22 protein-coding genes are annotated in these 21,675 nt (G+C 67.5%); 12 read left to right on the top strand and 10 right to left on the bottom strand.

Features of this window, described 5'->3' with window-relative positions; translation table 11 throughout:
• Positions 1-54 precede the first annotated feature (54 nt).
• From QRO93_RS15970 to QRO93_RS15950, 5 genes are all read left to right on the top strand, one after another.
• Positions 55-903, top strand: coding sequence for a MurR/RpiR family transcriptional regulator (locus tag QRO93_RS15970; protein ID WP_180880629.1), 849 nt, complete (start codon positions 55-57; stop codon positions 901-903).
• Positions 904-918: 15 nt separating this feature from the next.
• Positions 919-1,680 carry a L,D-transpeptidase gene (locus QRO93_RS15965; protein WP_180880630.1) on the top strand — a complete coding sequence of 254 codons (762 nt, stop codon included), beginning with the start codon at positions 919-921 and terminating at the stop codon, positions 1,678-1,680.
• Entirely contained in the window at positions 1,677-2,978 is a 1,302-nt protein-coding gene (locus tag QRO93_RS15960; RefSeq protein WP_053448599.1) for an APC family permease, read from the top strand. Before QRO93_RS15965 ends, QRO93_RS15960 begins: the two co-directional genes overlap by 4 nt.
• Positions 2,979-3,086: 108 nt before the next feature.
• Positions 3,087-3,428 (top strand): hypothetical protein, encoded by a 342-nt coding sequence (locus tag QRO93_RS15955; RefSeq protein WP_180880632.1) that lies wholly within the window; start codon positions 3,087-3,089, stop codon positions 3,426-3,428.
• A 145-nt stretch (positions 3,429-3,573) separates the two neighbouring features.
• Positions 3,574-4,743 (top strand): PQQ-dependent sugar dehydrogenase, encoded by a 1,170-nt coding sequence (locus tag QRO93_RS15950; RefSeq protein ID WP_285304283.1) that lies wholly within the window; start codon positions 3,574-3,576, stop codon positions 4,741-4,743.
• A gap of 70 nt (positions 4,744-4,813) precedes the next feature.
• Here QRO93_RS15950 and QRO93_RS15945 read toward each other — a convergent pair whose 3' ends face one another.
• The 4 genes from QRO93_RS15945 to folB form a co-directional block, all read right to left on the bottom strand.
• Positions 4,814-5,356 (bottom strand): hypothetical protein, encoded by a 543-nt coding sequence (locus QRO93_RS15945; RefSeq protein ID WP_180880634.1) that lies wholly within the window; start codon positions 5,354-5,356, stop codon positions 4,814-4,816.
• Positions 5,357-5,485: 129 nt separating this feature from the next.
• Positions 5,486-7,660, bottom strand: coding sequence for a glycoside hydrolase family 3 N-terminal domain-containing protein (locus tag QRO93_RS15940; RefSeq protein ID WP_180880636.1), 2,175 nt, complete (start codon positions 7,658-7,660; stop codon positions 5,486-5,488).
• A 128-nt stretch (positions 7,661-7,788) separates the two neighbouring features.
• The gene (locus QRO93_RS15935) at positions 7,789-9,060 is read right to left on the bottom strand and encodes a mechanosensitive ion channel family protein (RefSeq protein ID WP_053448594.1); all 1,272 of its coding nucleotides are present in this window, start codon (positions 9,058-9,060) and stop codon (positions 7,789-7,791) included.
• 90 nt (positions 9,061-9,150) lie between these two features.
• Positions 9,151-9,504, bottom strand: a complete 354-nt coding sequence (gene folB / locus QRO93_RS15930; RefSeq protein WP_005407807.1) for a dihydroneopterin aldolase — start codon at positions 9,502-9,504, stop codon at positions 9,151-9,153.
• A gap of 362 nt (positions 9,505-9,866) precedes the next feature.
• Between folB and QRO93_RS15925 the strand changes: the two genes are divergently transcribed.
• Positions 9,867-10,526 (top strand): hypothetical protein, encoded by a 660-nt coding sequence (locus QRO93_RS15925; RefSeq protein ID WP_180880638.1) that lies wholly within the window; start codon positions 9,867-9,869, stop codon positions 10,524-10,526.
• 56 nt (positions 10,527-10,582) lie between these two features.
• Here QRO93_RS15925 and tsaD read toward each other — a convergent pair whose 3' ends face one another.
• Positions 10,583-11,608: a tRNA (adenosine(37)-N6)-threonylcarbamoyltransferase complex transferase subunit TsaD gene (gene tsaD, locus QRO93_RS15920; RefSeq protein WP_164087659.1), complete on the bottom strand. Its 1,026-nt coding sequence runs from the start codon at positions 11,606-11,608 to the stop codon at positions 10,583-10,585.
• 166 nt (positions 11,609-11,774) lie between these two features.
• Between tsaD and rpsU the strand changes: the two genes are divergently transcribed.
• The 6 genes from rpsU (at position 11,775) to QRO93_RS15890 (ending at position 16,944) form a co-directional block, all read left to right on the top strand.
• Entirely contained in the window at positions 11,775-11,990 is a 216-nt protein-coding gene (gene rpsU / locus QRO93_RS15915; RefSeq protein ID WP_002808376.1) for a 30S ribosomal protein S21, read from the top strand.
• A gap of 133 nt (positions 11,991-12,123) precedes the next feature.
• Entirely contained in the window at positions 12,124-12,567 is a 444-nt protein-coding gene (locus tag QRO93_RS15910; RefSeq protein ID WP_004153909.1) for a GatB/YqeY domain-containing protein, read from the top strand.
• A gap of 103 nt (positions 12,568-12,670) precedes the next feature.
• Positions 12,671-13,615 carry a YihY/virulence factor BrkB family protein gene (locus QRO93_RS15905; RefSeq protein WP_053448591.1) on the top strand — a complete coding sequence of 315 codons (945 nt, stop codon included), beginning with the start codon at positions 12,671-12,673 and terminating at the stop codon, positions 13,613-13,615.
• A 61-nt stretch (positions 13,616-13,676) separates the two neighbouring features.
• A complete protein-coding gene (gene dnaG, locus QRO93_RS15900) occupies positions 13,677-15,416 on the top strand; it encodes a DNA primase (protein ID WP_053448590.1) in 1,740 nt (579 codons plus the stop codon).
• A 27-nt stretch (positions 15,417-15,443) separates the two neighbouring features.
• The gene (locus tag QRO93_RS15895; protein WP_180880640.1) at positions 15,444-15,944 is read left to right on the top strand and encodes a fused DSP-PTPase phosphatase/NAD kinase-like protein; all 501 of its coding nucleotides are present in this window, start codon (positions 15,444-15,446) and stop codon (positions 15,942-15,944) included.
• A gap of 28 nt (positions 15,945-15,972) precedes the next feature.
• Positions 15,973-16,944 carry a bile acid:sodium symporter family protein gene (locus QRO93_RS15890; RefSeq protein WP_053510529.1) on the top strand — a complete coding sequence of 324 codons (972 nt, stop codon included), beginning with the start codon at positions 15,973-15,975 and terminating at the stop codon, positions 16,942-16,944.
• Between the two features lie 93 nt (positions 16,945-17,037).
• Here QRO93_RS15890 and QRO93_RS15885 read toward each other — a convergent pair whose 3' ends face one another.
• The 5 genes from QRO93_RS15885 to QRO93_RS15865 form a co-directional block, all read right to left on the bottom strand.
• Positions 17,038-17,763 (bottom strand): hypothetical protein, encoded by a 726-nt coding sequence (locus tag QRO93_RS15885; RefSeq protein ID WP_180880642.1) that lies wholly within the window; start codon positions 17,761-17,763, stop codon positions 17,038-17,040.
• A gap of 253 nt (positions 17,764-18,016) precedes the next feature.
• The gene (locus QRO93_RS15880) at positions 18,017-18,823 is read right to left on the bottom strand and encodes a calcium-binding protein (RefSeq protein WP_180880644.1); all 807 of its coding nucleotides are present in this window, start codon (positions 18,821-18,823) and stop codon (positions 18,017-18,019) included.
• Positions 18,824-18,968: 145 nt separating this feature from the next.
• Positions 18,969-19,862 carry a heme o synthase gene (gene cyoE, locus QRO93_RS15875; protein WP_285304282.1) on the bottom strand — a complete coding sequence of 298 codons (894 nt, stop codon included), beginning with the start codon at positions 19,860-19,862 and terminating at the stop codon, positions 18,969-18,971.
• A gap of 4 nt (positions 19,863-19,866) precedes the next feature.
• A complete protein-coding gene (locus tag QRO93_RS15870; protein ID WP_004153902.1) occupies positions 19,867-21,030 on the bottom strand; it encodes a heme A synthase in 1,164 nt (387 codons plus the stop codon).
• Positions 21,031-21,040: 10 nt separating this feature from the next.
• Positions 21,041-21,610 (bottom strand): hypothetical protein, encoded by a 570-nt coding sequence (locus QRO93_RS15865; RefSeq protein WP_053448584.1) that lies wholly within the window; start codon positions 21,608-21,610, stop codon positions 21,041-21,043.
• Positions 21,611-21,675: the final 65 nt, after the last annotated feature.

Genomic DNA, 21,675 nt, shown 5'->3' with positions numbered 1-21,675 from the left:
GACACGCTCTACGCTGCCAACCGCAACGCCTTTGCAGACACCCGGACACCCCGCATGCCGCCCCTGCTGAAGATCCGCTCCGAGCGCGGGCAAATGTCGGCCATCGAACGCCGCATCGCCGACTTCATCCTCGACAACGCCCACCTGCTGCGCGATTACTCGTCCCAGCAGCTGGCCAGCGCACTGGGCATCAGCCAGTCCAGCGTGGTGAAGTTCAGCCAGAAGCTCGGCTTCAAGGGCTACCCGGACCTGAAGTATTCCATCGGCCAGGACGTCGCGCGCGCCGGGGCTGACACGCAGCAGGCACCGAGCGAGCCGGACAGCGGCGACGACTACCTGCGCCTGGGCGAGGCCCTGCGTCGCAGCAAGGCGCTGGCCGAAGAGGAAACCCGCCAGGCCAATCCGCGCGCGGAGATCGAACGCATCGTGCAGCTGCTCGATGGCGCCCCGAAGCTGTTCGTGTACGGGCTGGGCGATGACGGCCTGTACGCCCGCGAGTTCGCCATGCGGCTGTCGCTGCTCGGGCTGCTGGTGGTGCCGCATACCGATCCGGTCCTGATGCTGGCCAACCTGTCGGCGGCGCGCCCCGGCGATGTGCTGCTGGTGTTCTCCGAATTCGGCAATCTGCCCCAGCTTGCGCAGCTGTCACGGCAGTTCCAGGACATGGGTGGCAAGGTGGTCTCGATCACCCGCCACACCGCCAACCCACTGCGCGCGCACGCCGACGCGGCACTGGTGGTGTGTGCGCACGACCGCGCGCCGCAGGTCGCACAGCTGCTGTACCGTAGCGCCATGCATGCCCTGCTGGATTTCCTGTTCGTGCTGCTCTGCCACGCCAATCCGGACCGCCAGCAGCAACTGGCGGTGAACCTGGAGCGGATCGACCACCTGCTGGATTCCTGACCGGAGCGCATGTTGATGAAATCGCTGGTCCGTCTTGCCGCCTCTGCGCTGCTGCTTGCTGCGGCTCTATCCGTTCATGCCGCGCCGCTGGATGGCGCGCGCCAGTTGATCGTGGTCACCAGCGAAGGCTGGGACAGCACCCAGGGCCAACTGCAGGCGTATGTACGCGACGGCAAGGGTTGGCACCCGCATGGGCAGCCATTCCCGGTGGCACTGGGCCGCACCGGCAGCGCCTGGGGGCTGGGCCTGCATCCGGCACAGGCCGATGGCCCGCAGAAGCAGGAAGGCGACGGCCGCAGCCCGGCCGGCGTGTTCGCGCTCGGCAGCGCGTTCGGCTACGCCGTCACCCGCCCCGGCACCGCGATGCCCTACCAGCCGATGCTCGACAGCAGCTACTGCATGGACGTGCCCGCCTCGCCGTTCTACAACCGCATCGTCGATGCGAACAAGGTCGGCAGTGCAGCGGTCAAGGGCTCCACCGAGCCGATGCGGCTGGACCTGCACAACAGGGGCGACGTGCGCTACCAGCAGGGCTTTGTGATCGCCCACAACCCGGACAACCAGCCCGGCAAGGGCAGCTGCATCTTCGCCCACCTGTGGCGCCAGCCCGGCGAAGCCACGGCCGGCTGCACCGCCATGCCGCTGGCGCGCATGCAGGCGCTGCTGGACTGGCTGCGGCCGCAGGACACGCCGCGCTTCGTGCTGCTGCCGCGCGCCGAGTACCAGCGCCTGCAGGCACAGTGGCAGTTGCCCGCACTGAGCGGAGACGCCCGTTGAGCGCGCAGGACGAACCGCAGCTGCAGCGCGCGGTCAGCCGCTGGCAGATCGTCGGCCTGTCGATCAACGATGTGATCGGCAGCGGCATCTACCTGCTGCCGGCCGCCACCGTCGCCCTGCTCGGGCCCTTCAGCCTGTGGGGCGTGGTCGCCGCCGGCATCGTCGTCGCGCTGCTGGTGCTGTGCTACGCGCAGGCCGCCAGCTACTTCGATGAACCGGGTGGCAGCTACCTGTATGCGCGCGAGGCGTTCGGCCGCTTCGCCGGGTTCGAGATCGGCTGGATGATCTGGCTGACCCGCATCAGCTCGGCCGCGGCGCTCAGCAATGCGCTGGCCGATGCGGTCGCACGCTTCTGGCCGTGGGCTGGCGCCGGCCTGGGTCGCATCGCAGTGATCGTGGTCTCGCTGGGCTTCCTCACCGGGGTCAACATCATCGGCGTGCGCTCGGCCGCGCGCACCGGCGTGGTGCTGGTGATCGGCAAGATGCTGCCGCTGCTGCTGTTCGTGGCCATCGGCGCGTTCTACATTGATCCGCAGCTGGCGTTCTCCGGCCAGCGCCCGGACCCGCACGACCTGCAGCGCATGGGCGAGGCAGCGCTCCTGCTGCTGTACGCCTACGCCGGCTTCGAGAACATCCCGGCCGCCGCCGGCGAGTACCGCAATCCGCGCCGCGATATTCCGTTCGCGCTGATCACCATGATCATCACTGTCACCGTCATCTACGGCGCGGTGCAGGTGGTGGCGCAGGGCACGCTGGCCGGCCTGTCCAGCTCGGCGACGCCGCTGGCCGACGCCGCCGCCGGATTCGGTGGCGAAGCGCTGGCCCTGATCCTGACCATCGGTGCCACCATCTCCATCCTCGGCACCAACAGCAACACGATGATGATGGGCCCGCGCTTCCTGTTCGCGCTGGCCCGCGATGGCTACGGGCCGAAGATCCTGGCGCAGGTGCATCCGCGCTTCCATACCCCGGCCGCCTCGATCCTGTGCCAGGGCCTGATCGCGCTCGGCCTGGCGTTGTCCGGTTCGTTCGTGCAGCTGGCGCTGCTGTCGATGACCACGCGCCTGTTCGCCTACATCGGCACCGCCGCTGCGGTACTGGTACTGGCCAAGCGCTATGCCGACCGCCCGGGCGCGTTGAAACTGCCCGGTGGCCCGCTGATTCCGGTACTGGCGCTGCTGCTGTGCCTGGCGCTGTTCGCCAGTGCCAGCTGGCAGAACATCGCCGCCGCGCTGGTGGCCTTCGCCATCGGCGCGGTGATCTACAAGCTGCCACGCAAGGACGCCGACGCCGGGTGAACGGTGGCGCGCCCTGACCGGCGGATTGATCTGGCGATCACGCTGCCGGCCCCGGCGGTTAACCCGCCCGCAGGCACGATCAGGCTTCGTCCACAACGGAGCCCTTCCATGACCGAGTACCAGATTCCCGGCCGCGTACCGGACGACAGCACGCCGCGCGATGCGGTGAGCAACTTCTGGCGCGAGCGCTACACCGCCGAGCCGTACTACGACGACCAGCTGTTCTTCGAGGACTATGAACCGGCCTACCGCATCGGCCACGCCGCGCGTGCGCAAGACATCATCCGCGCCTACGAGGAGGTGGAGGGCGAGCTTGAATCACGCTGGGCCAGCGAGCGCGGCCGCAGCCGCCTGGACTGGGCGCAGGCACGCAGCGCGGTGCGCCGTGGCTGGGAGGAGGCGGTCAACCTCGACCAGCGGCTGGACAAGGGCGTACCGCGCGGTACCTGATCGAACCGCGCCCACGACAGAGCCGCGTCCTGCCCGGCTCTGTCCAGACATGCACCTGTTCAGGACCTTCGGGCCACGACGGTCACCGCTCCAGTGGTATACAAGGGACAGCCCGGCCATCCGCATCCCCGCACTGGAGATACCCATGACCCGCACGCCCCTGCTGCTCGCCCTCGGCCTGGTGCCGATCCTTGCCACCTCGGCCTGCAACGCTGCCGACCCGGCCGCCAACGGTGGCCAGGCCGCTGCACCAGCGACCACCACCGCCGCCGACCAACGTCCCTTCACCGCTACCGAAGTCAGCCGCTTCGACCAACCGTGGGCGATGACCTTCCTGCCCGACGGCAGCCTGCTGGTTACCGAGAAGCGCGGAAAGCTGCAGCATCTGGACCTGGCCAGCGGCCAGAAGCATGAAATCACCGGCGTTCCCAAGGTCGCCTATGGCGGCCAGGGCGGTTTCGGCGACGTGATCCTGCATCCGCAGTTCGCCCGCAACCACGTGATCTACCTCAGCTACGCCGAGGAAGGCACGCTGGATACCCGTGGTGCCGCCGTCGCCCGCGCCACGCTGGCGCTGGACGCCAATGGCGCCGGCCAGCTGAAGGACCTGAAGGTGATCTGGCGGCAGAGCCCCAAGGTCAGCGGCGAAGGCCACTACGGCCACCGCCTCGCCTTCGGCCCGGACGGCAAGCTGTGGATTAGCTCCAGCGAGCGGCAGAAATTCGATCCGGCGCAGGACATGAGCGGCAACCTGGGCAAGATCATCCGCCTCAATGACGATGGCAGCCTGCCCGCCGACAATCCGTTCGCCTCGCAGGGGGGCATCGCCGCACAGGTGTGGTCGCTGGGCCACCGCAACATCCTCGGCATGGCCTTCGATGCCAACGGCAAGCTGTGGGCACACGAGATGGGCCCGGCCGGCGGCGACGAACTGAACCTGATCGTGCGCGGCGCCAACTACGGCTACCCGATCGTCTCCAATGGCAACCACTACGATGGCCGCCCGATTCCCGACCACGACACCCGTCCGGAATTCGCCGCGCCGAAGGTGACCTGGACGCCGGTGATCTCCCCGGCCGGCTTCGTGATCTACAGCGGCACCCTGTTCCCGCAGTGGAAGGGCAGCGGCTTCATCGGCGGCCTGTCCTCCACCTCGCTGGTGCGCGTGGCCTTCGACGGCGACAGCGCGCGCGAAGCCGAGCGCTTCAACGTGGGCGAGCGCATCCGCGAAGTGGAACAGGGCCCGGATGGCGCGCTGTGGCTGCTCGAAGACGGCAGCAAGGCACGCCTGCTGAAGCTCACCCCGAAGACCTGACGCCCGATAGTGCCGGCCGCTGGCCGGCATCGCTCCTACCCAACGGCCCCGTACACGGGGCCGTTTGCATTCACTGGATGGTGCCGACCTTCACCTCGGTACGCGCACAGGCCTTGTCCAGGCACTCGCCGGTCAGCCAGACCTGCCCATCACCGATCATCACACCCTGCTGGTTGACGAACACCTTGCCGAAGTCCTGCCCGGACATCGCCTTGACCACCGCCGGCGTGATGATCTTCTCGTAGTTGCGCTGAAACTCGCCCGGCCCGGTGATCTTCTTGCCACCAGCGATGTTCAACGGGAAGCGCACTTCCTCCACCACGGCCGCGCGGTCACCACCAACCACGGCGGTCTTGAACGCGTTGAACACCTTCTCGTACTGCGCGGCATCGCCCAGCACGCTTTCGATGCGCGCGCGTGCATCGCCCTCCTCGGCGGCGGGGGCATCCACGACAGGCGTGGCCGGCGCTGTGGCAGCGGGCTCTGCCGCAGGCGTCGCCGAGGCGCTGGCCTGCATCGGCGGCGGCGCATCCGCCGCAGGCTCGGCCGGCGGCGCGGGCTGCGAACAGGCCGCCAGCAGCAGGGCGGGAATCAGGTAGGCCATCCGGCGCATGCACGCACTCCATCCAATCAGGGAGCCCGATGGTAGCGCCAGCCCAGTGACGGCAACAAAAAGGGGACGGAGGGAATTAAGTCGTTTATGGCGCAAACGACTTAATTCCCTCCGTCCCCTTTTCTTCGATCAGCCCTTCAGCAGTTCGAACTGCACCGCTTCGCCAGCGGCCGACGAGGCGCACACCCACACCTCGAACTGGCCCGGCTCGGCACGCAGCACGCCGTCGCGGCCGGTGAAGGCCAGCTGCTCGCGGGTCAGGGTGAACACGACCTCGGCCGACTCGCCCGGCTGCAATGCCACCTTGCGGAAGTCCTTCAGTTCACGTACCGGACGCACGCGGCTGGCCACGCGGTCGTGGATGTACAGCTGCACCACTTCCTCGCCCGCCACTTCACCGCTGTTGGTCAGCGTGGTGGTAAGAGTCAGGGTCTCGTCCCAGCCCAGCTGGGCCGCGCTCAGCTGCGGCACGCCGTAGTCGAAGGTGGTGTAGCCGATGCCGTGGCCGAACGGGTACAACGGCTCGTTTGGAATCTCGCGCCAGCGTGCCTTGAACTCCGACATGGTCGGCAGCTCCGGGCGGCCGGTACGCGGGTGGTTGTAGAAGTACGGCTGCTGGCCGGACACCTGCGGGAAGCTGACCGGCAGGCGGCCGGACGGGCTGTAATCACCGAACAGCACATCGGCCACGGCATGGCCGGTCTGCGTGCCCAGGTACCAGGTCACCGCCACCGCCTGTGCATTGCGCACCGCGCCCTGCAAGGCCAGCGCGCGGCCATTGCGCAGCAGCACCACCAGCGGCTTGCCGGTCATCGCCACGGCCTCGGCCAGCGCCTGCTGTGCCGGCGGCAGGGTGATCTCAACGCGCGACTGCGCTTCACCGCTGTAACGCTGCGGTTCGCCCAGTGCCAGCACCACCACATCGGCGCGCAGCGCAGCCGCCACGGCCGCTTCGGTGCCACCCGGAATCGCGGCTTCCAGATCACAGCCGGGCACGATCTCCAGCAGCGCTTCATCGCCGATGGCGGCGCGCACGCCGGTCTCCAGGTCCACGTAGCGCTGCTTGTCGCCGAACAGCGTCCAGCAGCCTTCGATGTTCTCGCGGTCCTGCACGAACGGGCCGATCAGCGCGATCTTCTGCCCGGTCTTCTGCAGCGGCAGCACGTTGTCGCGGTTGTTCAGCAGCACGATCGAACGGCGTGCGGCATCGCGCGACAGTTCGTCATGCGCGGCGATGTGCGAGGTATCGGCTTCGCGCGCCGGGTCCAGCGAACGGTACGGATCGTCGAACAGGCCGATGGTTTCCTTCAGCCACAGGATGCGGCGCACGCCCTCATCCAGCACCGCCATCGGCACCTCGCCGCTCTCAACCAGGCCCGGCAGGTGCTCGGCGTAGAAACCGCTCTGCATGCTCAGGTCGAGGCCGGCGGTGAACGCCTTGGCGGTGGCATCGCGGTCATCGGCGGCATAGCCGTGTGCGACCAGCTCCATGTCGGCGGTGTAATCGGAGATCACCACGCCCGGGAACTTCCACTCACCGCGCAGGATGTCGGTCAGCAGTTCGGCGTTGGCGCTGGCCGGTACACCGTTGATGTCGTTGAACGACGACATCACGGTAATCGCGCCAGCGTCGAAGGCAGCCTTGAACGGCGGCAGGTGCACATCGCGCAGGGTCTGCGGCGAGATGTCCACCATGTTGTATTCCATGCCGGCCATCACCGCGCCATAGGCGGCGAAATGCTTCGGCGTAGCCAGCAGCGAATCGTCGGCGCGCAGGTCGCTGCCCTGGAAGCCACGCACGCGGGCGGCGGCGAAGGCACAGCCCAGCACCACGTCCTCACCGGCCCCTTCGGCGCCACGGCCCCAGCGCTGGTCGCGGGCGATGTCCACGGCCGGCGCATAGGTCCAGTGCAGGCCGGCGGCAGTCGCCTCGATGGCGGTGGCGCGGGCGGTGCGCTCGGCCAGCTCCGGTTCGAAGCTGGCAGCCTCGCCCAGCGGGATCGGGAACACGGTGCGCATGCCGTGGATGACGTCGGCAGCCAGGATCACCGGGATGCCCAGGCGGCTTTCCTCGGTGGCGACCTGCTGGATGCGGCGGCCCAGCTCGGCGCCGACACCATTGAACAGCGAGCCGACCTTGCCCTCGCGCACCTGCTGCAGCACCTGGTCGGCATTGCGCACGTTGGCTTCCGGGTTCACGTCCGGGGCGAACGGGCGGACCATGTCCGCGAAGACACCCAGCTGGCCGACCTTTTCCTCGACGGTCATCTGGGCAATGAGGGATTCGATGCGATCGGAGGCCACCAGCAGTCCTTGATGAAAACGTTTACAAGCCCGGCATTCTAGCGATCCCGCGCCATTTGGCGAGAGGTTTCGTCGTTCAGTTTCAGGCTCCAGCCGGATCCGTACGGTCCGGCCAGAGGCCTCGCAGCTTACTCCGAGCCGGCCAACTGGCGCTGCCCGGCCATCAACATGGCATCGCTGGAGGCCTGGAACACCCGCAGCCCGAAGGCCGGCAGGATCGCCAGCAGGTGGTCGAAGATGTCCGACTGCACCGCTTCGTACTCGCCCCAGGCGGTGCTGCGGGTGAAGCAGTACAGCTCCAGCGGCAGGCCCTCGGTGGTCGGTTGCAGCTGCCGTACCAGCAGGGTCATGTCGGTATGGATGCCCGGATGGCTGCGCAGGTAGCGCTCCACATAGGCGCGGAACGTGCCCAGGTTGGTCACCCGGCGGCTGTTGACCTCGGCCACGCCCTGTTCGCGCAGGCGCCCGTTCCACTGCCCCAGCTCCTGCGCCTTCTCGTGCAGGTAGTCGCGCAGCAGCGCGAACTCGCCGAGGAAGGCCAGGTCACCCTCGTCCAGGAAGCCGACGCTGTGCTGGTCCAGGTACAGCGCGCGCTTGATGCGGCGGCCACCGGCCTCCTGCATGCCGCGCCAGTTCTTGAACGACTCGGTCACCAGCTTCTTGGTCGGGATGGTGGTGATGGTCTTGTCGAAGTTCTGCACGGTCACGGTGTGCAGCGCGATGTCGATGACGTCACCGTCGGCGTTCTGGCTGGGCATCTCGATCCAGTCGCCGATGCGCACGCGGCCATCGCCGCTGATCTGCACGCTGGCCACCAGCGACAGGATGGTGTCCTGGAAGATCAGCATCAGCACCGCGGTGGCCGCGCCGAGGCCGGTCACCAGATAGCGCAGGTCAACGCCGGCCAGAGTGGCGACGATGGACAGCCCGGCGATCACGAAGATCACGATCTTGGCGACCTGCAGGTAGCCCTTGATCGGCTTGTTGCGTGCCTCGGGGCGGCGCTCGTAAAGGTCGTTGGCCGCATCCAGCGCATGCGATATCGCCAGCACCACGGTCAGGATCGCCCACGCCTGGCAGGCGCCGATGATGAAGCTGACCAGACCCGGCGGCAGGTCCGGTACGATGCGGATGCCCGAGGCGATCACCTGGCTGGGCACCACGTTGGACAGGCGCGAGATCACCCGCATCAGATGGCTGCCACGGCCGGTGTCGGCACCCGGCAGGCGGCTGAGCAGACGCCGCAGCCCGCGCAGCAGGATGCGCTTGGTCACCCAGTTGGCCAGGCCCGCTGCGACCAGCAGCGCCGTGATCATCAACGCCAGGTAGGCGCCGGGATAGGGTTCCAGTGTGTTCTGCAGCTTTTCCAGCCACTGTACCGCCACCACCGCGTCCACCATCGGTTGTCTCCTTGCTTCGTTCTTTGCTGTTGAGGTTGCCGGCCAGCGGCCGGCACTACCAGGTTGCCGGCCGCAGCCGGCGTCGCCGGGTCAGTCCCGCGTGCGTTCGATGATCACGCCCACCGCGCGTGCGCCACGCACCGCACCCGGCTTGCTCAGCTTCAGGCGCAGCCACTTCACGTCGAATTCGTCCAGCACGATCTGCGCACAGCGCTCGGCCAGGGTCTCGACCAGGCCGAACTCCGACTCGCGCACGAACTGCTCCAGGCGCTTGCTGACCGCCTTGTAGTTCAGGGTGTGGGCAATGTCGTCGGTGGCCGCGGGGCGACGGTTGTCGAAGCCCATTTCCAGGTCGAACACCAGGTCCTGGCGGATCCGTCGTTCCCAATCGTAGATACCGATCAGGGCGTCGATCGTCAGCCCCTCGATGAAAACCTTGTCCATTGCGGTTACCAGCCGAATACAGGCAACCATGGTAACGGCACGGCGGTGAGCCTGCCCGGAACGGGCGGTGGGCACTCCGACCGAGGCGGGCGCGAAAAAAACAAAGGGCCCCGCTAGCGGAGCCCTTTGGTACTACCTTTGTCCCCGGGGGGAGCTTTCTCAAGCCGCGAGTCCCGGTGGCGCAGGTGCCCAGACTAGTCAGTCATCAAACGGTGGGTCAAGGCCAATGCCGACAACGCAGACCCTCGTGTTCGCCCCGGCCGAAACGCGGGAAACAGGCCACGCACGCAAGGAGGTTTCCTGATGGTGGCCGACTCGATCCCTGGACAACCTGCGTCTTCCCTTCACCACCGCACATCACAATGGCTGCATACGATGCATTGAGGCGCGCGTTGTCAGCGGAGCGGTTGTCGACCTACGAGAGAATCGCATCAACCTGCGGCCCTGACGTTACTGCCGAATCCCTGTACGTGTGGAACATGCGGATGTGCGGCGCGTTGATGATGCCGGTCCACCTGTGCGAAGTGGTCACGCGCAACGCAGCGGCATCGGCATTGGCCCGACAGCACGGCCCGCGCTGGCCTTGGAACGATGCCTTCAGACGCAGGCTACCTGCCTCTTCATCCACCTCAGCCAGAGCCACGCTGGAACAGGTCGCCAGCCGCGCAACAGATACACCGGGGATCGTCGCTGACCTGCCGATGGTGTTCTGGCAGCAGCTCTTCACCTGTCGCTTCGACGCCACGCTGTGGATACCGGCGCTCGGGACGGTTCTGCGTCATGCGCCTGCAGCTCATCCAAGCGTGATCAGGAAAGCCATCCATGCAGACATCGGGCGCATCCGCCACCTGCGCAACCGCATCGTGCACCACGAGCCCATCCTGGAACGCGACCTCGGCGCGGACCTGGCGGCGATCGGGCGGCTGATCCATGCGCGCTGCCCGCATACGCTGGGGTGGCTGCAGCGCCATGAGCGGGCGACGACCGTGCTGGCAGCGTCGCCGTTGGGTGCGCGTGTGTAGCCTCGATCACGCGCAGTCGAGCATGGCTTGACGATACAGAGCGCGGCGGTCGGGGTTCACACTGCCGGCAACGTCGCCATGTCCCAGCGTGGAGTCACGTCCACCTTCGGCGGGCTGTGCTGGCCGGCCTGCAGGCGCAGCGCGCCGGCGAAGGCGATCATCGCGCCGTTGTCGGTGCACAGCGCCGGGCGCGGGAAGCAGGCGCGGCCGCCGAGGCGCTCCGCCATCTGCTTCAGGCGTGCGCGCAGGCGCGTGTTGGCACCGACGCCGCCGGCCACCACGATCACGTTGGTCCCGGCCGCCTCCAGCGCGCGCTCGCACTTGATCGACAGGGTCTCGACCACGGCATCTTCAAAGCCACGGGCGATGTCGGCGCGGGTCTGCTCGCTCTGGTCGCTGTCGCGCCAGGCCATCAGGACCTGGGTCTTCAGGCCGGAGAAGCTGAAATCCAGCCCCGGGCGGTCGGTCATCGGCCGTGCGAAGCGGTACGCGCCGGGTGTTCCCTGCTCGGCCAGCTTGGCCAGCTGCGGGCCGCCCGGGTACGGCAGGCCCATCAGCTTGGCGGTCTTGTCGAAGGCCTCGCCGGCTGCATCGTCCAGGGTCTCGCCCAGCAGGCGGTACTGGCCGATCGCGTCCACCGCCACCAGCTGGGTATGGCCACCGGACACCAGAAGGGCCACGAACGGCGCCTGCGGCGGGTCGTCTTCCATCAACGGCGCCAGCAGATGGCCTTCCATATGGTGGACGCCCACTGCCGGCACCTCCAGCGCCCAGGCCAGCGAACGCGCCACGCCCGCGCCCACCAGCAGGGCGCCGACCAGGCCGGGGCCAGCGGTGTAGGCCACGCCATCGATGTCGCCCACGCCCAGGCCGGCCTCGGCCAGGGTCTGGCGCACCAGCGGCAGCAGCTTGCGCACGTGGTCACGGCTGGCCAGCTCGGGCACCACACCGCCGTACTCGGCGTGCAGGGCGATCTGGCTGTAGACCGCATGGGCGCGCAGGGCCGCGCTGCCGGCCAGGTCGGTGTCATACACCGCCACGCCGGTCTCATCACAGGAAGATTCGATGCCAAGGACTCGCATGCCTGCTATTATGACGCCCCTGCCGCCCCCTCGGGGGACGTGCAGATCTCACTGCTTTCGAACCCCCGGCCCGTATTCAGGGTTGGCCGCTTGCAGTTTGTCGTTTCGCCGCTATAATGTGCGGCTCGCCGGGCGTGACCCGGTTCTACTGTGTCCCGGAGATTCCATGCCCAGCGTCAAAGTCCGCGAGAACGAGCCCTTCGAGTTTGCTCTTCGCCGCTTCAAGCGCACTTGCGAAAAGGCCGGTGTGCTGGCCGAAACCCGCAAGCGCGAGTTCTACGAAAAGCCGACCCAGGAGCGCAAGCGCAAGGCCGCCGCTGCTGTGAAGCGTCAGCTGCGCCGCTCGTCGCGCGACGTCACCAAGCGTCAGCGCCTGTACTGATCGGACGCATCTTCATTGCGGCGGGCTCGTCCTTCCGCGGTGAAGCCGAAGCCGGCACGCGCGAGCGTCGCCGGCTTTTTGCGTTTCCGGGTTTGGGCACCCGCCCCGCCCCACCACCACCACGAGGTTCCTCATGAGCATGAAGCAGCAGCTCACCGAAGACATGAAGGCCGCCATGAAGGCGGGCGAGAAGCACAAGCTGGGCGTGATCCGCCTGATCAACGCCGCCATCAAGCAGCGCGAAGTGGACGAGCGCATCGAGCTGGATGACACCGCCGTGATCGCCGTGCTCGACAAGATGGTCAAGCAGCGCAAGGACTCGGTCAGCCAGTTCGAAGCCGCCAACCGCGAAGACCTGGCCGAGATCGAGCGTGCCGAGATCGTGGTCATCGAAGCCTACCTGCCGGCCAAGATGGGTGAAGCCGAAATCGTGGCCGCCATCCAGGCCGCCATCGCCGAAACCGGTGCCTCCGGCCCGGCCGACATGGGCAAGCTGATGGGCGCGCTGAAGCCCAAGCTCGCCGGCCAGGCCGACATGGGCCTGGTGTCCAAGCTGGTCAAGCAGCAGCTGGCATAAGCCATTGCCGGGGTCGGATCCCTTTCGCGCTGCGGAAGGGCTCTGACCCCATCGATGCACTCGCTTCACCGCACCTTCGACCCCCGGCTGCTACAACATCCCCATGGTCGAGCCATCGCACTCCCCCGCCGACACGCGCCCCCACGGCATCCCCGCACGGCTTCGCCACTACGCTGATCGCCTGCAGGACAGCTTCCCGATGGCGGTGGCCAAGCGCTTCGTCGAAATCGACGTGCTGACCCAGGCGGCCTCGGTCTCCTTCTACGCCCTGCTGTCGATGGCGCCGCTGCTGGTGCTGCTGCTGTGGCTGACCGCCTCGCTGTACCCGCCCGCGCAACAGGCACTGATCAGCCAGATCGGCTCGGTGGCCGGCAGCAGCGTGGCCAGCGTCGCCGACACCGTGCTGCACAACGCCAACAGCCAGCCCAGCGTTGGTTCGCTGGCCGGGCTGTGGAGCACGTTGCTGCTGTTCGTCGGCGCCACCGCCGTGTTCGCCCAGCTGCAGAACGCGCTGAACCGGATCTTCCACACCAGCGGCCAGCGCCTGGAAGGCATCAAGGCCTGGCTGCGCAAGCGCGTGTTCTCGTTCGGCGTGGTACTGGCGCTGGGCTTCCTGCTGATCCTGTCGATGACCGCCACCACCGCGCTGCAGGTGGTGTTCGCGCAGCTGCCCTCGGTACTGCCTGCGATCGGCTACCTGACCTCGTTGCTGCTGTACACGCTGGCCTTCGCCTTCCTCTACCACTACCTGCCGGACCGCCGCGTGGCCTGGCGCCAGGCCTTCATCGGCGGTGCCATCACCTCGGTGCTTTTCACCCTGGGCCGCTATGGCATCGGCGTCTACATCGCTACCGTGGCCCCGGGCAGTGCCTACGGGTCGATGGGCGCACTGGTGATCGCGCTGGTCTGGATCTACTACGCCACCGCCGTGTTCTTCGTCGGTGCGCTGATGACCGCGGTGATCGACGAACGCCAGCATGCACGGGCGCAGCTGGCCCGTGCCGGCGCTGAAGGCCAACAGGCCGGTCCCGGCATCGCCAGCGAGTAAACTAGGGGAACCTGCCGCCCCCTGCAGCGCGCCCTGGCGGCCGCGCCCCGTTCTGTTGCCCATGGCCCGTATCCCCGACGCTTTCATCGACGACCTGCTGGCCCGCACCGACATCGTCGAGGTGGTGGGCAGCCGCGTGCCGCTGAAGCGCCAGGGCAAGGAGTACGCGGCGCGCTGCCCGTTCCATGACGAGCGCTCGGCCTCGTTCACGGTCTCGCCCACCAAGCAGTTCTATCACTGCTTCGGCTGCGGCGCGCACGGCACCGCGATCAGCTTCCTGATGAATTACGACCGCCTCGAGTTCCTCGATGCGGTGGATGAACTGGCCAAGCGCGCCGGCATGGAAGTGCCGCGCAACGAGAACCCGCGCAGCCCCCAGCAGCAGGATGACAGCCGCGAGCTGTACTCGGCGCTGGAGGCGGCCACCAAGTTCTTCCAGAGCAACCTGCAGGGCAGCGACAAGGCCCGCAGCTATCTTGATGGCCGTGGCGTGGATGAAGAGAACCGCGCGCGTTTCCAGATCGGCTACGCGCCGGATGGCTACAGCGGCCTGCGCGATGCGCTGGGCAAGGACGAGCGCCGCATGAAGCTGCTCGATCGCGCCGGCCTGTTCTCCAAGAACGACCGCGGCCACGTCTACGACAAGTTCCGCGACCGGGTGATGTTCCCGATCTTCGACCGCCGTGGCCGGGTCATCGCCTTCGGCGGCCGCGTGTTCGAGAAGGACGACGGCCCCAAGTACCTCAACTCCCCCGAGACCGCGCTGTTCCACAAGGGCCGCGAACTGTACGGCCTGTGGCAGGTACGCCAGGCCAACCAGAAGATCGAGCGGCTGATCGTGGTCGAGGGCTACATGGACGTGGTCTCGCTGTTCCAGTTCGGGGTCACCCAGGCGGTGGCAACGCTGGGTACCGCGACCACGCCGGACCATGCCGAACTGCTGTTCCGCAACGCGCCGGACGTGTTCTTCTGCTTCGATGGCGATGCCGCCGGCCGCCGCGCCGGCTGGAAGGCGCTGGAGTCGGTGCTGCCGCGCATGAAGGATGGCCGCCAGGCCTTCTTCCTGTTCCTGCCCGATGGCGAGGATCCGGACACCATCGTGCGCAAGGAAGGCGCCGAGGCGTTCAACGAGCGCCTGAAGCAGGCCACCCCACTGTCACAGTTCTTCTTTGACGAACTCACCCGCGAGATCAACCTGGGCACGCTGGACGGCAAGGCACGCCTGGCCGAGCGGGCAAAGCCGATGCTGGCGCAGATTCCCGATGGCGCCTTCGGCGACCTGATGAAGCAGCAGCTGGCGCAGCTGACCGGCCTCGGCGGCAATGCCGCGTCCGCGCGCGCACCGATGCCGCAGCGCCAGCCGGCGCGCACGATCCAGCCGGTGGCCAGGCGCAGCCTGGTGCGCGGCGCGATCGCCGTGCTGCTGCAGCAACCCTCGCTGGCGCTCACGCTGGGCGGCAAGCATCACTTCCAGGGCCTGCGCCTGCCCGGCGTGGAGCTGCTGCTGGAACTGCTGGGGTTGGTCGAGCAGCGCCCGGACATCAGTACCGGCGCCCTGCTGGAACACTTCGACGGCCGTGAAGAGCAGGCCGCGCTGCATACGCTGGCGGCGCAGACGCTGCCTGGCACTGAAGCCAGCTGGACCCAGGAACTGCACGACGCCGTGGCCCAGCTGGAGAAACAGCTGCTGGTGCAACGTCTGGAGGAGTTGTTGGCAAAGCAGCGCCAGCAGGGTCTGGACGATACTGACAAGTACGAACTGCGCGAGCTGCTGAAGGCCCGCGCCGGACTGCGCCTGTAGCGGCAGATTGCTTTCCCGGAGAGGACCATGCTGCTGCGCCTGACCTGCCTGCTGTTGTTGTCGCTCTGCCTGCCGCTGACGGCCCTGGCCGAAAACGCCCCTCTCAATGAAGTCCGCCCTGGCCTGTATGCCGGCGGCCAGCCCAGCGGCACGCAGCTGCGGGCGTTGGCCGCGCAGGGCGTGCGCACGGTGATCGACCTGCGCCAGCCCGATGAAGACCGCGGCTTCGATGAAGCCGGCATGGCCGAATCGCTGGGCCTGCGCTACGTACGCATTCCCGTGGCCGGGGCCGATGGCCTGGATGCGGCCAACCTGCGCGCCGTGCACCAGGCCCTGCAGCAAAGCGCAGGTCCGGTGCTGCTGCACTGCGCGTCCGGCAACCGCGCCGGTGCCGTGCTCGCCCTGGTCACTGCACGCTACGAACACGCCAGCCCGGAACACGCCCTGCAGCTCGGGCAACGTGCCGGCGTGACGTCGCTGGAAGCCGCCACCCGCCAACGCCTGGCCGCGCCCGCCGCTTCGCCCTGACTCCTCCGTCCCAAGGACTCTGCCCACCATGACCCGCTGGTGGTCGCGCCTGCGACCTGACAACTTCACTATCGCCCTGCTGTGCACCGTCGGCCTGGCCTCACTGCTGCCGATGAAGGGCGCCGCCGCCATCGTGCTCGACGATGTCACCACCGTCGCCATCGCCGCGCTGTTCTTCCTGCATGGCGCGCGCCTGCCGCGCGAGTCGATCATCGGCGGCATGCTGCACTGGCGGCTGCACCTGACCATCCTGGCCTGCACCTTCATCCTGTTCCCGCTGCTGGGGCTGATGTTCAAGCCGCTGTCCGGCTGGCTGCTGACCCCGGAGCTGTACCTGGGCGTGCTGTTCCTGTGCACCCTGCCCTCCACCGTGCAGTCGTCCATCGCGTTCACTTCGATGGCGCGCGGCAACGTACCCGCAGCGGTGTGCAGTGCTTCGCTGTCGAGCATCCTCGGTGTGTTCCTGACCCCGCTGCTGCTGACCGCACTGGCCGGCACCTCCGGCGGCATCCACGATCCGCTGCATGCCATCGGCGGCATCATGCTGCAGTTGCTGGTGCCGTTCGTGGCCGGCCACCTGCTGCGACCGTGGATCGCCGGCTGGGTCGAGAGGCAGCGCGCGCTGCTGCGCTACACCGATCAGGCCACGATCCTGCTGGTGGTGTACTCGGCGTTCGGCGAAGCCGTCACCGAGGGCCTGTGGAGCAAGACGCCGCTGCTCTCGCTGCTGGCCGTAGCGGTGGTTGCCGCCGTGCTGCTGGGCATCGCCATGCCGCTGATCACCTTCATCGCCCGCCGCCTGCGCTTCAACCGCGAAGACGAAATCGCCATCGTGTTCTGCGGTTCGAAGAAGAGCCTGGCCACTGGCGTGCCGATCGCCAAGGTGCTGTTCGCCGGCGGCAGCCTCGGTGCCATCGTGCTGCCGGTGATGATCTACCACCAGATCCAGCTGATCGTCTGCGGCGTGATCGCGCAGCGGTATGCCAAGCGCGCGCCCTGACCGGGCGCGCGGGTTGATACTGGAACACGCATCCACGCATGACGCGGATCTATAGCAGATCCACGCCATGCGTGGATGACTCTCGCGGCGCCGCTAATCCACAATATCCGCAGCGATGTCGTGCAGCACTCGCGCGTTGCGCTCCACGTCGCTCCCCCGTTCGCCGGTGGCGATCAAGCTGTAGGTCTTGCTGTCTCCTGTCCAGGCAAGCTCGACGCGGGTACGGCCGGCACTGTCCGCGCTCTTCTTCACGTGCGCGGGCGCGCCTTTCACCGTTGTGTTCTGCGCCTCGGCGATGACCTCGATACGCGTGCCCGCGGCGACGAAGTTGTTCTCGCTGAATTCCACGACGCCGACGCCTTCCAACTGGAAGAAGCGGCTCAGTCCCGAGGACCTGCCTCCCTCCAGCGCGCCACTGGGCTCCATCCCTATCAGCTCGGCCGGACCCAGGACGCTGGCTTCCAGGCTGCTGGGGGGCTGCGGCAGGCGCTGGCGCAGTTCCGACGCCGAACGCTGAGTGCGGGGCACGGCCGCCAGCATTTCAGCCTGTGAGGGGATGTTCCCTGCTGCAGCCTGCACGACACCGTTGGATCGTTCGATGTCAGCGCGAAGCTGCTGCTTCACTTCTTCGGGCGCATCCAGGTCTGCCAACCGCACGACACGGTAGCTGCCCGCAGGCGACGTGCTCGCCTGTGCAGCCGCCTGCATGACGCGTTGCTGCAGCCATTGCCCGACTGCGCCCGCCTCTTCATCCGGTGCAGGTGCAGGTGCATTCACGGCGATCACCACGAAGGCACCGCACAGCAGAGGAAACTTCATCACGACCGCCTTGCTCCAGAGAATTGCGAGTCATCCCGCAACACCTGTATATCTGGCTTGGATCAACCAGCTTGTTGAATGAGTTTGCATCTGTGACCCATCGCGCGCAGGAAGCTGAAAGCGCGGCAAAACCCTAACGCGTGGCGGCCTGGTCAACGGGCGAAATGGCGGCCCTCGGGGGCAGAAGCCGACACTGAATGCACCGGATTCCGCGGGCTACCATCCACGCATGGCGTGGATCTACTGGTATCCATCACGGTTCCAGCAGCGTGCCAACGCTCAGCTGCTGCATCCACACCCACAGGTCGTACTCGCGGCCGGCATGGGTGTTGACCTCCGGCGCACGCGCTGGCCGTTCGAGCAGGGCCAGTGCCTTGCAGCGATCCATGCATCCCCAGAAGTGACCGCGCAACGCTTCCAGCCGCACGCTGTAGATATCCAGGTCGCGCAGTGCCGATGCCATCGGCTGGGTCTGCATCTCCGGCGGGGCATCGGCCGGGCGCTGCAGCATGGCGTGCACGTTGCCGGTCAGCACGACCATGCGTGCGCCTTCAGGCAAGCGCCGGTACAGGCGCCGCAGTTCGGCGGCCATGCGGTCATCGCGGGCCTGGCTGCCGCCGTCACTGTGATTGACGTCGTAGCCGACCACCTCGATCGCGCGCCCCTGCGCTTTCAGCGCGCGCAGGCCTTCGATCATCGCCAGCATGTCGCGGCTGCGACGACCATCGTGCTGGTCGTCGCGCACGGTCCAGAACGCGCGGCCGTGCAGGCGCTGGCGTGCTGCGGCCCCGCCATCGGAAGCCAGGTAATCACGCAGCGTGGGGTTTTCGCCGCGCGGCAGTTCCAGTGCCAGCAGGATCGGGCCGTTACGACTGTAGTCGTCCACCAACTGGCGCACCAAGAGCGGTGTCTCGCGGGTGCCGTGGAACTCGCCCAGTACCAGCAGGCGGTGGTCACCGGCGTGCTGGCGGATCTGCGCGGCGGTATCGTCGGCATGCGCACTGAGGGCCATGCCCAGCGCCAGCAGCAGCGCAGCGGTCCAGCGGAAGATCGAATGCATCCCTGCTCGTTCCTTTCCTTGGGGTCAGGAACAGCAATGGCGACGCAGCAACCGCGGTTCAAGGTGATCCACGGCATGCGTGGGTGCTGCCGCCCTCAGCTTGGGCCTGAGTCGAGCATGGCTCGGCTCTACAAAGGGCAGCCCCTTACAGCCAGGGCAGGATCCAGTGGTCCACCAGCAGGAAGGCGAACAGCGCCATCAGGTAGACGATGGAATAATGGAACATCTTCATCGAGAACAGCTCGTCCGGTGGGTCCAGCATGCGCCAGGCGTACCAGAGGAATACGGCGTTGAGCACGATCGCGCCACCCAGGTAGAACGCACCGCTCATGCCCACCAGGTACGGCAGCAGGCAGACCAGCGCCAGCACCACCGAGTAGGCCATGATCTGCTTGCGGGTGTGCACCACGCCGTGGGTCACCGGCAGCATCGGGATTTCCGCCTTGGCGTAGTCCTCGCGGCGGAAGATCGCCAGCGCCCAGAAGTGCGGCGGGGTCCAGATGAAGATGATCAGCACCAGCAGCGACGAATACGCCCAGTCCGACGAGCCCTGCATGCCGGTCACCGCCGCCCAGCCCAGCATCGGCGGCATCGCGCCGGCCAGGCCACCGATCACGATGTTCTGCGAGGTCGCACGCTTGAGGTACACGGTGTAGATCACCGCGTAGCCGATCAGCGAGGCAAAGGTCAGCACCGCGGTGATCAGGTTCACCCACAGCACCAGGATGGCCATCGACAGCACGATCAGCACGCTGGCAAACACCAGCACCTGCCACGGTTTGACCTTGCCCACCACCAGCGGCCGCCACGAAGTGCGCGCCATCTGCGCATCGATGTGCGCGTCCAGCAGCTGGTTGATCGCTGCGGCCGCCGAGGCCGCCAGCCAGATGCCGAGGAAGCCGAGCAGGCCGGCGCACACCTGCTCCCAGCTGGGCACGCCGGGGATGGCCAGGACCATGCCGACCAACGCGGTGAAGACGATCAGGGCGACGACCTTGGGCTTGGTCAGGTCCCAGTACTGGCGGTAATTGGAAAACATGGAATCAGTCCGGGGCACGCAGGCGGGCCAGCAGGCTGACCAGCACGAACAACAGGGCAACGGCCACGCCGTTGTGGGCCACCGCCACTTCCAGCGGCAGCGCCAGCTTTACATTGAGGATGCCGAGGGTGACCTGCAGCACCAGCAGCGCGATCAGCGCGCTGGCCCAGCCTCGCATGCTCGGCAACCGGAACAGGCGCACGCCCAGCCACAGCAGGTAGACGGCCACCACCACCGCGAACATGCGGTGCGCCATCTGGATGGCGATGCGTGACGCGCCGTCCAGCACGCCGCCTTCGTAGTCCACGCCGATGCCACGCCACAGGGTGAAGCCTTCGACGAAATTGTGCTGCGGCCACCATTGGTTGGCGCAACGCGGGAAGTTGTCCAGCGAGGCGCTGCCGCCACCGCAGGCCAGCGCCGCGTAGTTGGCGCTGACCCAGCCACCCAGTGCGATCTGGGTGACCAGCACGGCCACGCCGATGCGCAGCAGCCACTTCAGCTTCGGCGCTTCGGCCAGGGTGATCGGCATGTGCGTCGCGCGCCAGGCCATCCACACCAACAGGCCGAACATCAGCATGCCGCCCAGCAGGTGGCCCATCACCACGATGGGCTTGAGCAGCAGGGTCACCGTCCACATGCCCAGCAGGGCCTGGAAGATCACCACCGCCAGGGTCAGCAGTGCAGCGCGCGCCAGGTCGATGTTGCTCCAGCGCAGCGCGGCGATCAGCAGGATCGCCTCGCCGATCAGCGCCAGGATGCTGGCGGTGCCATGCCAGCCCATCATGTACAGCGGTATGCCGGCGGCCACCAGTACGCAGGCGGTCACCACCGCCGTGCTTCCGAAGCGGCGCTTGCGCGTGGCCAGCAGGGCCAGGGTCAGGATCTCGATGCCCAGCGCACCGGCCAGGAAGCGATGCACCTGTTCACGCCAGGCCTTGTGGGTCTCCAGCGGGCGGATCTCCGCCGCCGGGTGGCCGATGGTCTCTTCCACGTGCTGCGGCCAGGTGGCCTGCCCGTAGCAGGTCGGCCAGTCCGGGCAGCTCAGGCCGGCATCGGACAGGCGAACGAAGGCGCCGAACATGATCGTGCTCGCGGTCATGATCATGGCGAACCACGCCAGGCGGTGGAAATTGCGGTGCAGCGCCGGACGCGCGGAAAGGCTCATCAAACGGGACTCACTTCAGTTTCAGCAACGTGGCCATGTCCTTGCGCAGGCCACCGAGGTCGGAACCCGGGGCATGGCGCATGATCACGAAGCCGTTCGGATCGATCACGTAGACCGGCAGTCCCGCCGGATCATCAACGCCCGGCAACGCCGCGCGCAGGGCTGGCGACGGAGCCAGCGGCCGCAGCGCGGGCAGCGAGGCGATCGACGCCGGTGGCGTACCCAGCCACAGGATCTCGACATTATCGGCGTTATGGCCGAACAGCTGCCACACCTTGCCCAGTCCCTGCGACAAAGTGACGCACCGTGCATCGCAGGCGCCGGCCGGGGCCACCAGCAGGCGCCAGGTACGAGCCTCGGGATTCCATGGGTAAGGCTGGCCGCTGGCCAGGGTCGGCGCCTGCTGGCGCAGGTCCACCGGCGGCTTCAGCAGCTGGCCGGCGTTGCGGTGCCCGGTTGGCTGCCAGCCCGAGAAGCGCAGCACGGCGGCCAGCGCCACCGCCCCGAAGAACACGGCAAACAGCAGCACCAGGGTCCGGCGGCCGGAGCCGCGCGCCTGCGGGGACGTAGCAGTGTTCATGCGGGGCATTTTCTCACGGTTGGGAAAGGGATGCGGGTGCGGTACCCCGGTAGTTCCGGCCGCTG

This window comes from Stenotrophomonas maltophilia group sp. Smal17 (assembly GCF_030237045.1).
In the GTDB taxonomy this organism is placed as follows: Bacteria; Pseudomonadota; Gammaproteobacteria; order Xanthomonadales; family Xanthomonadaceae; genus Stenotrophomonas; species Stenotrophomonas forensis.
Note: the sequence above shows the minus strand (reverse complement) of the source record. Positions and strands in the feature narration are given on the sequence as shown.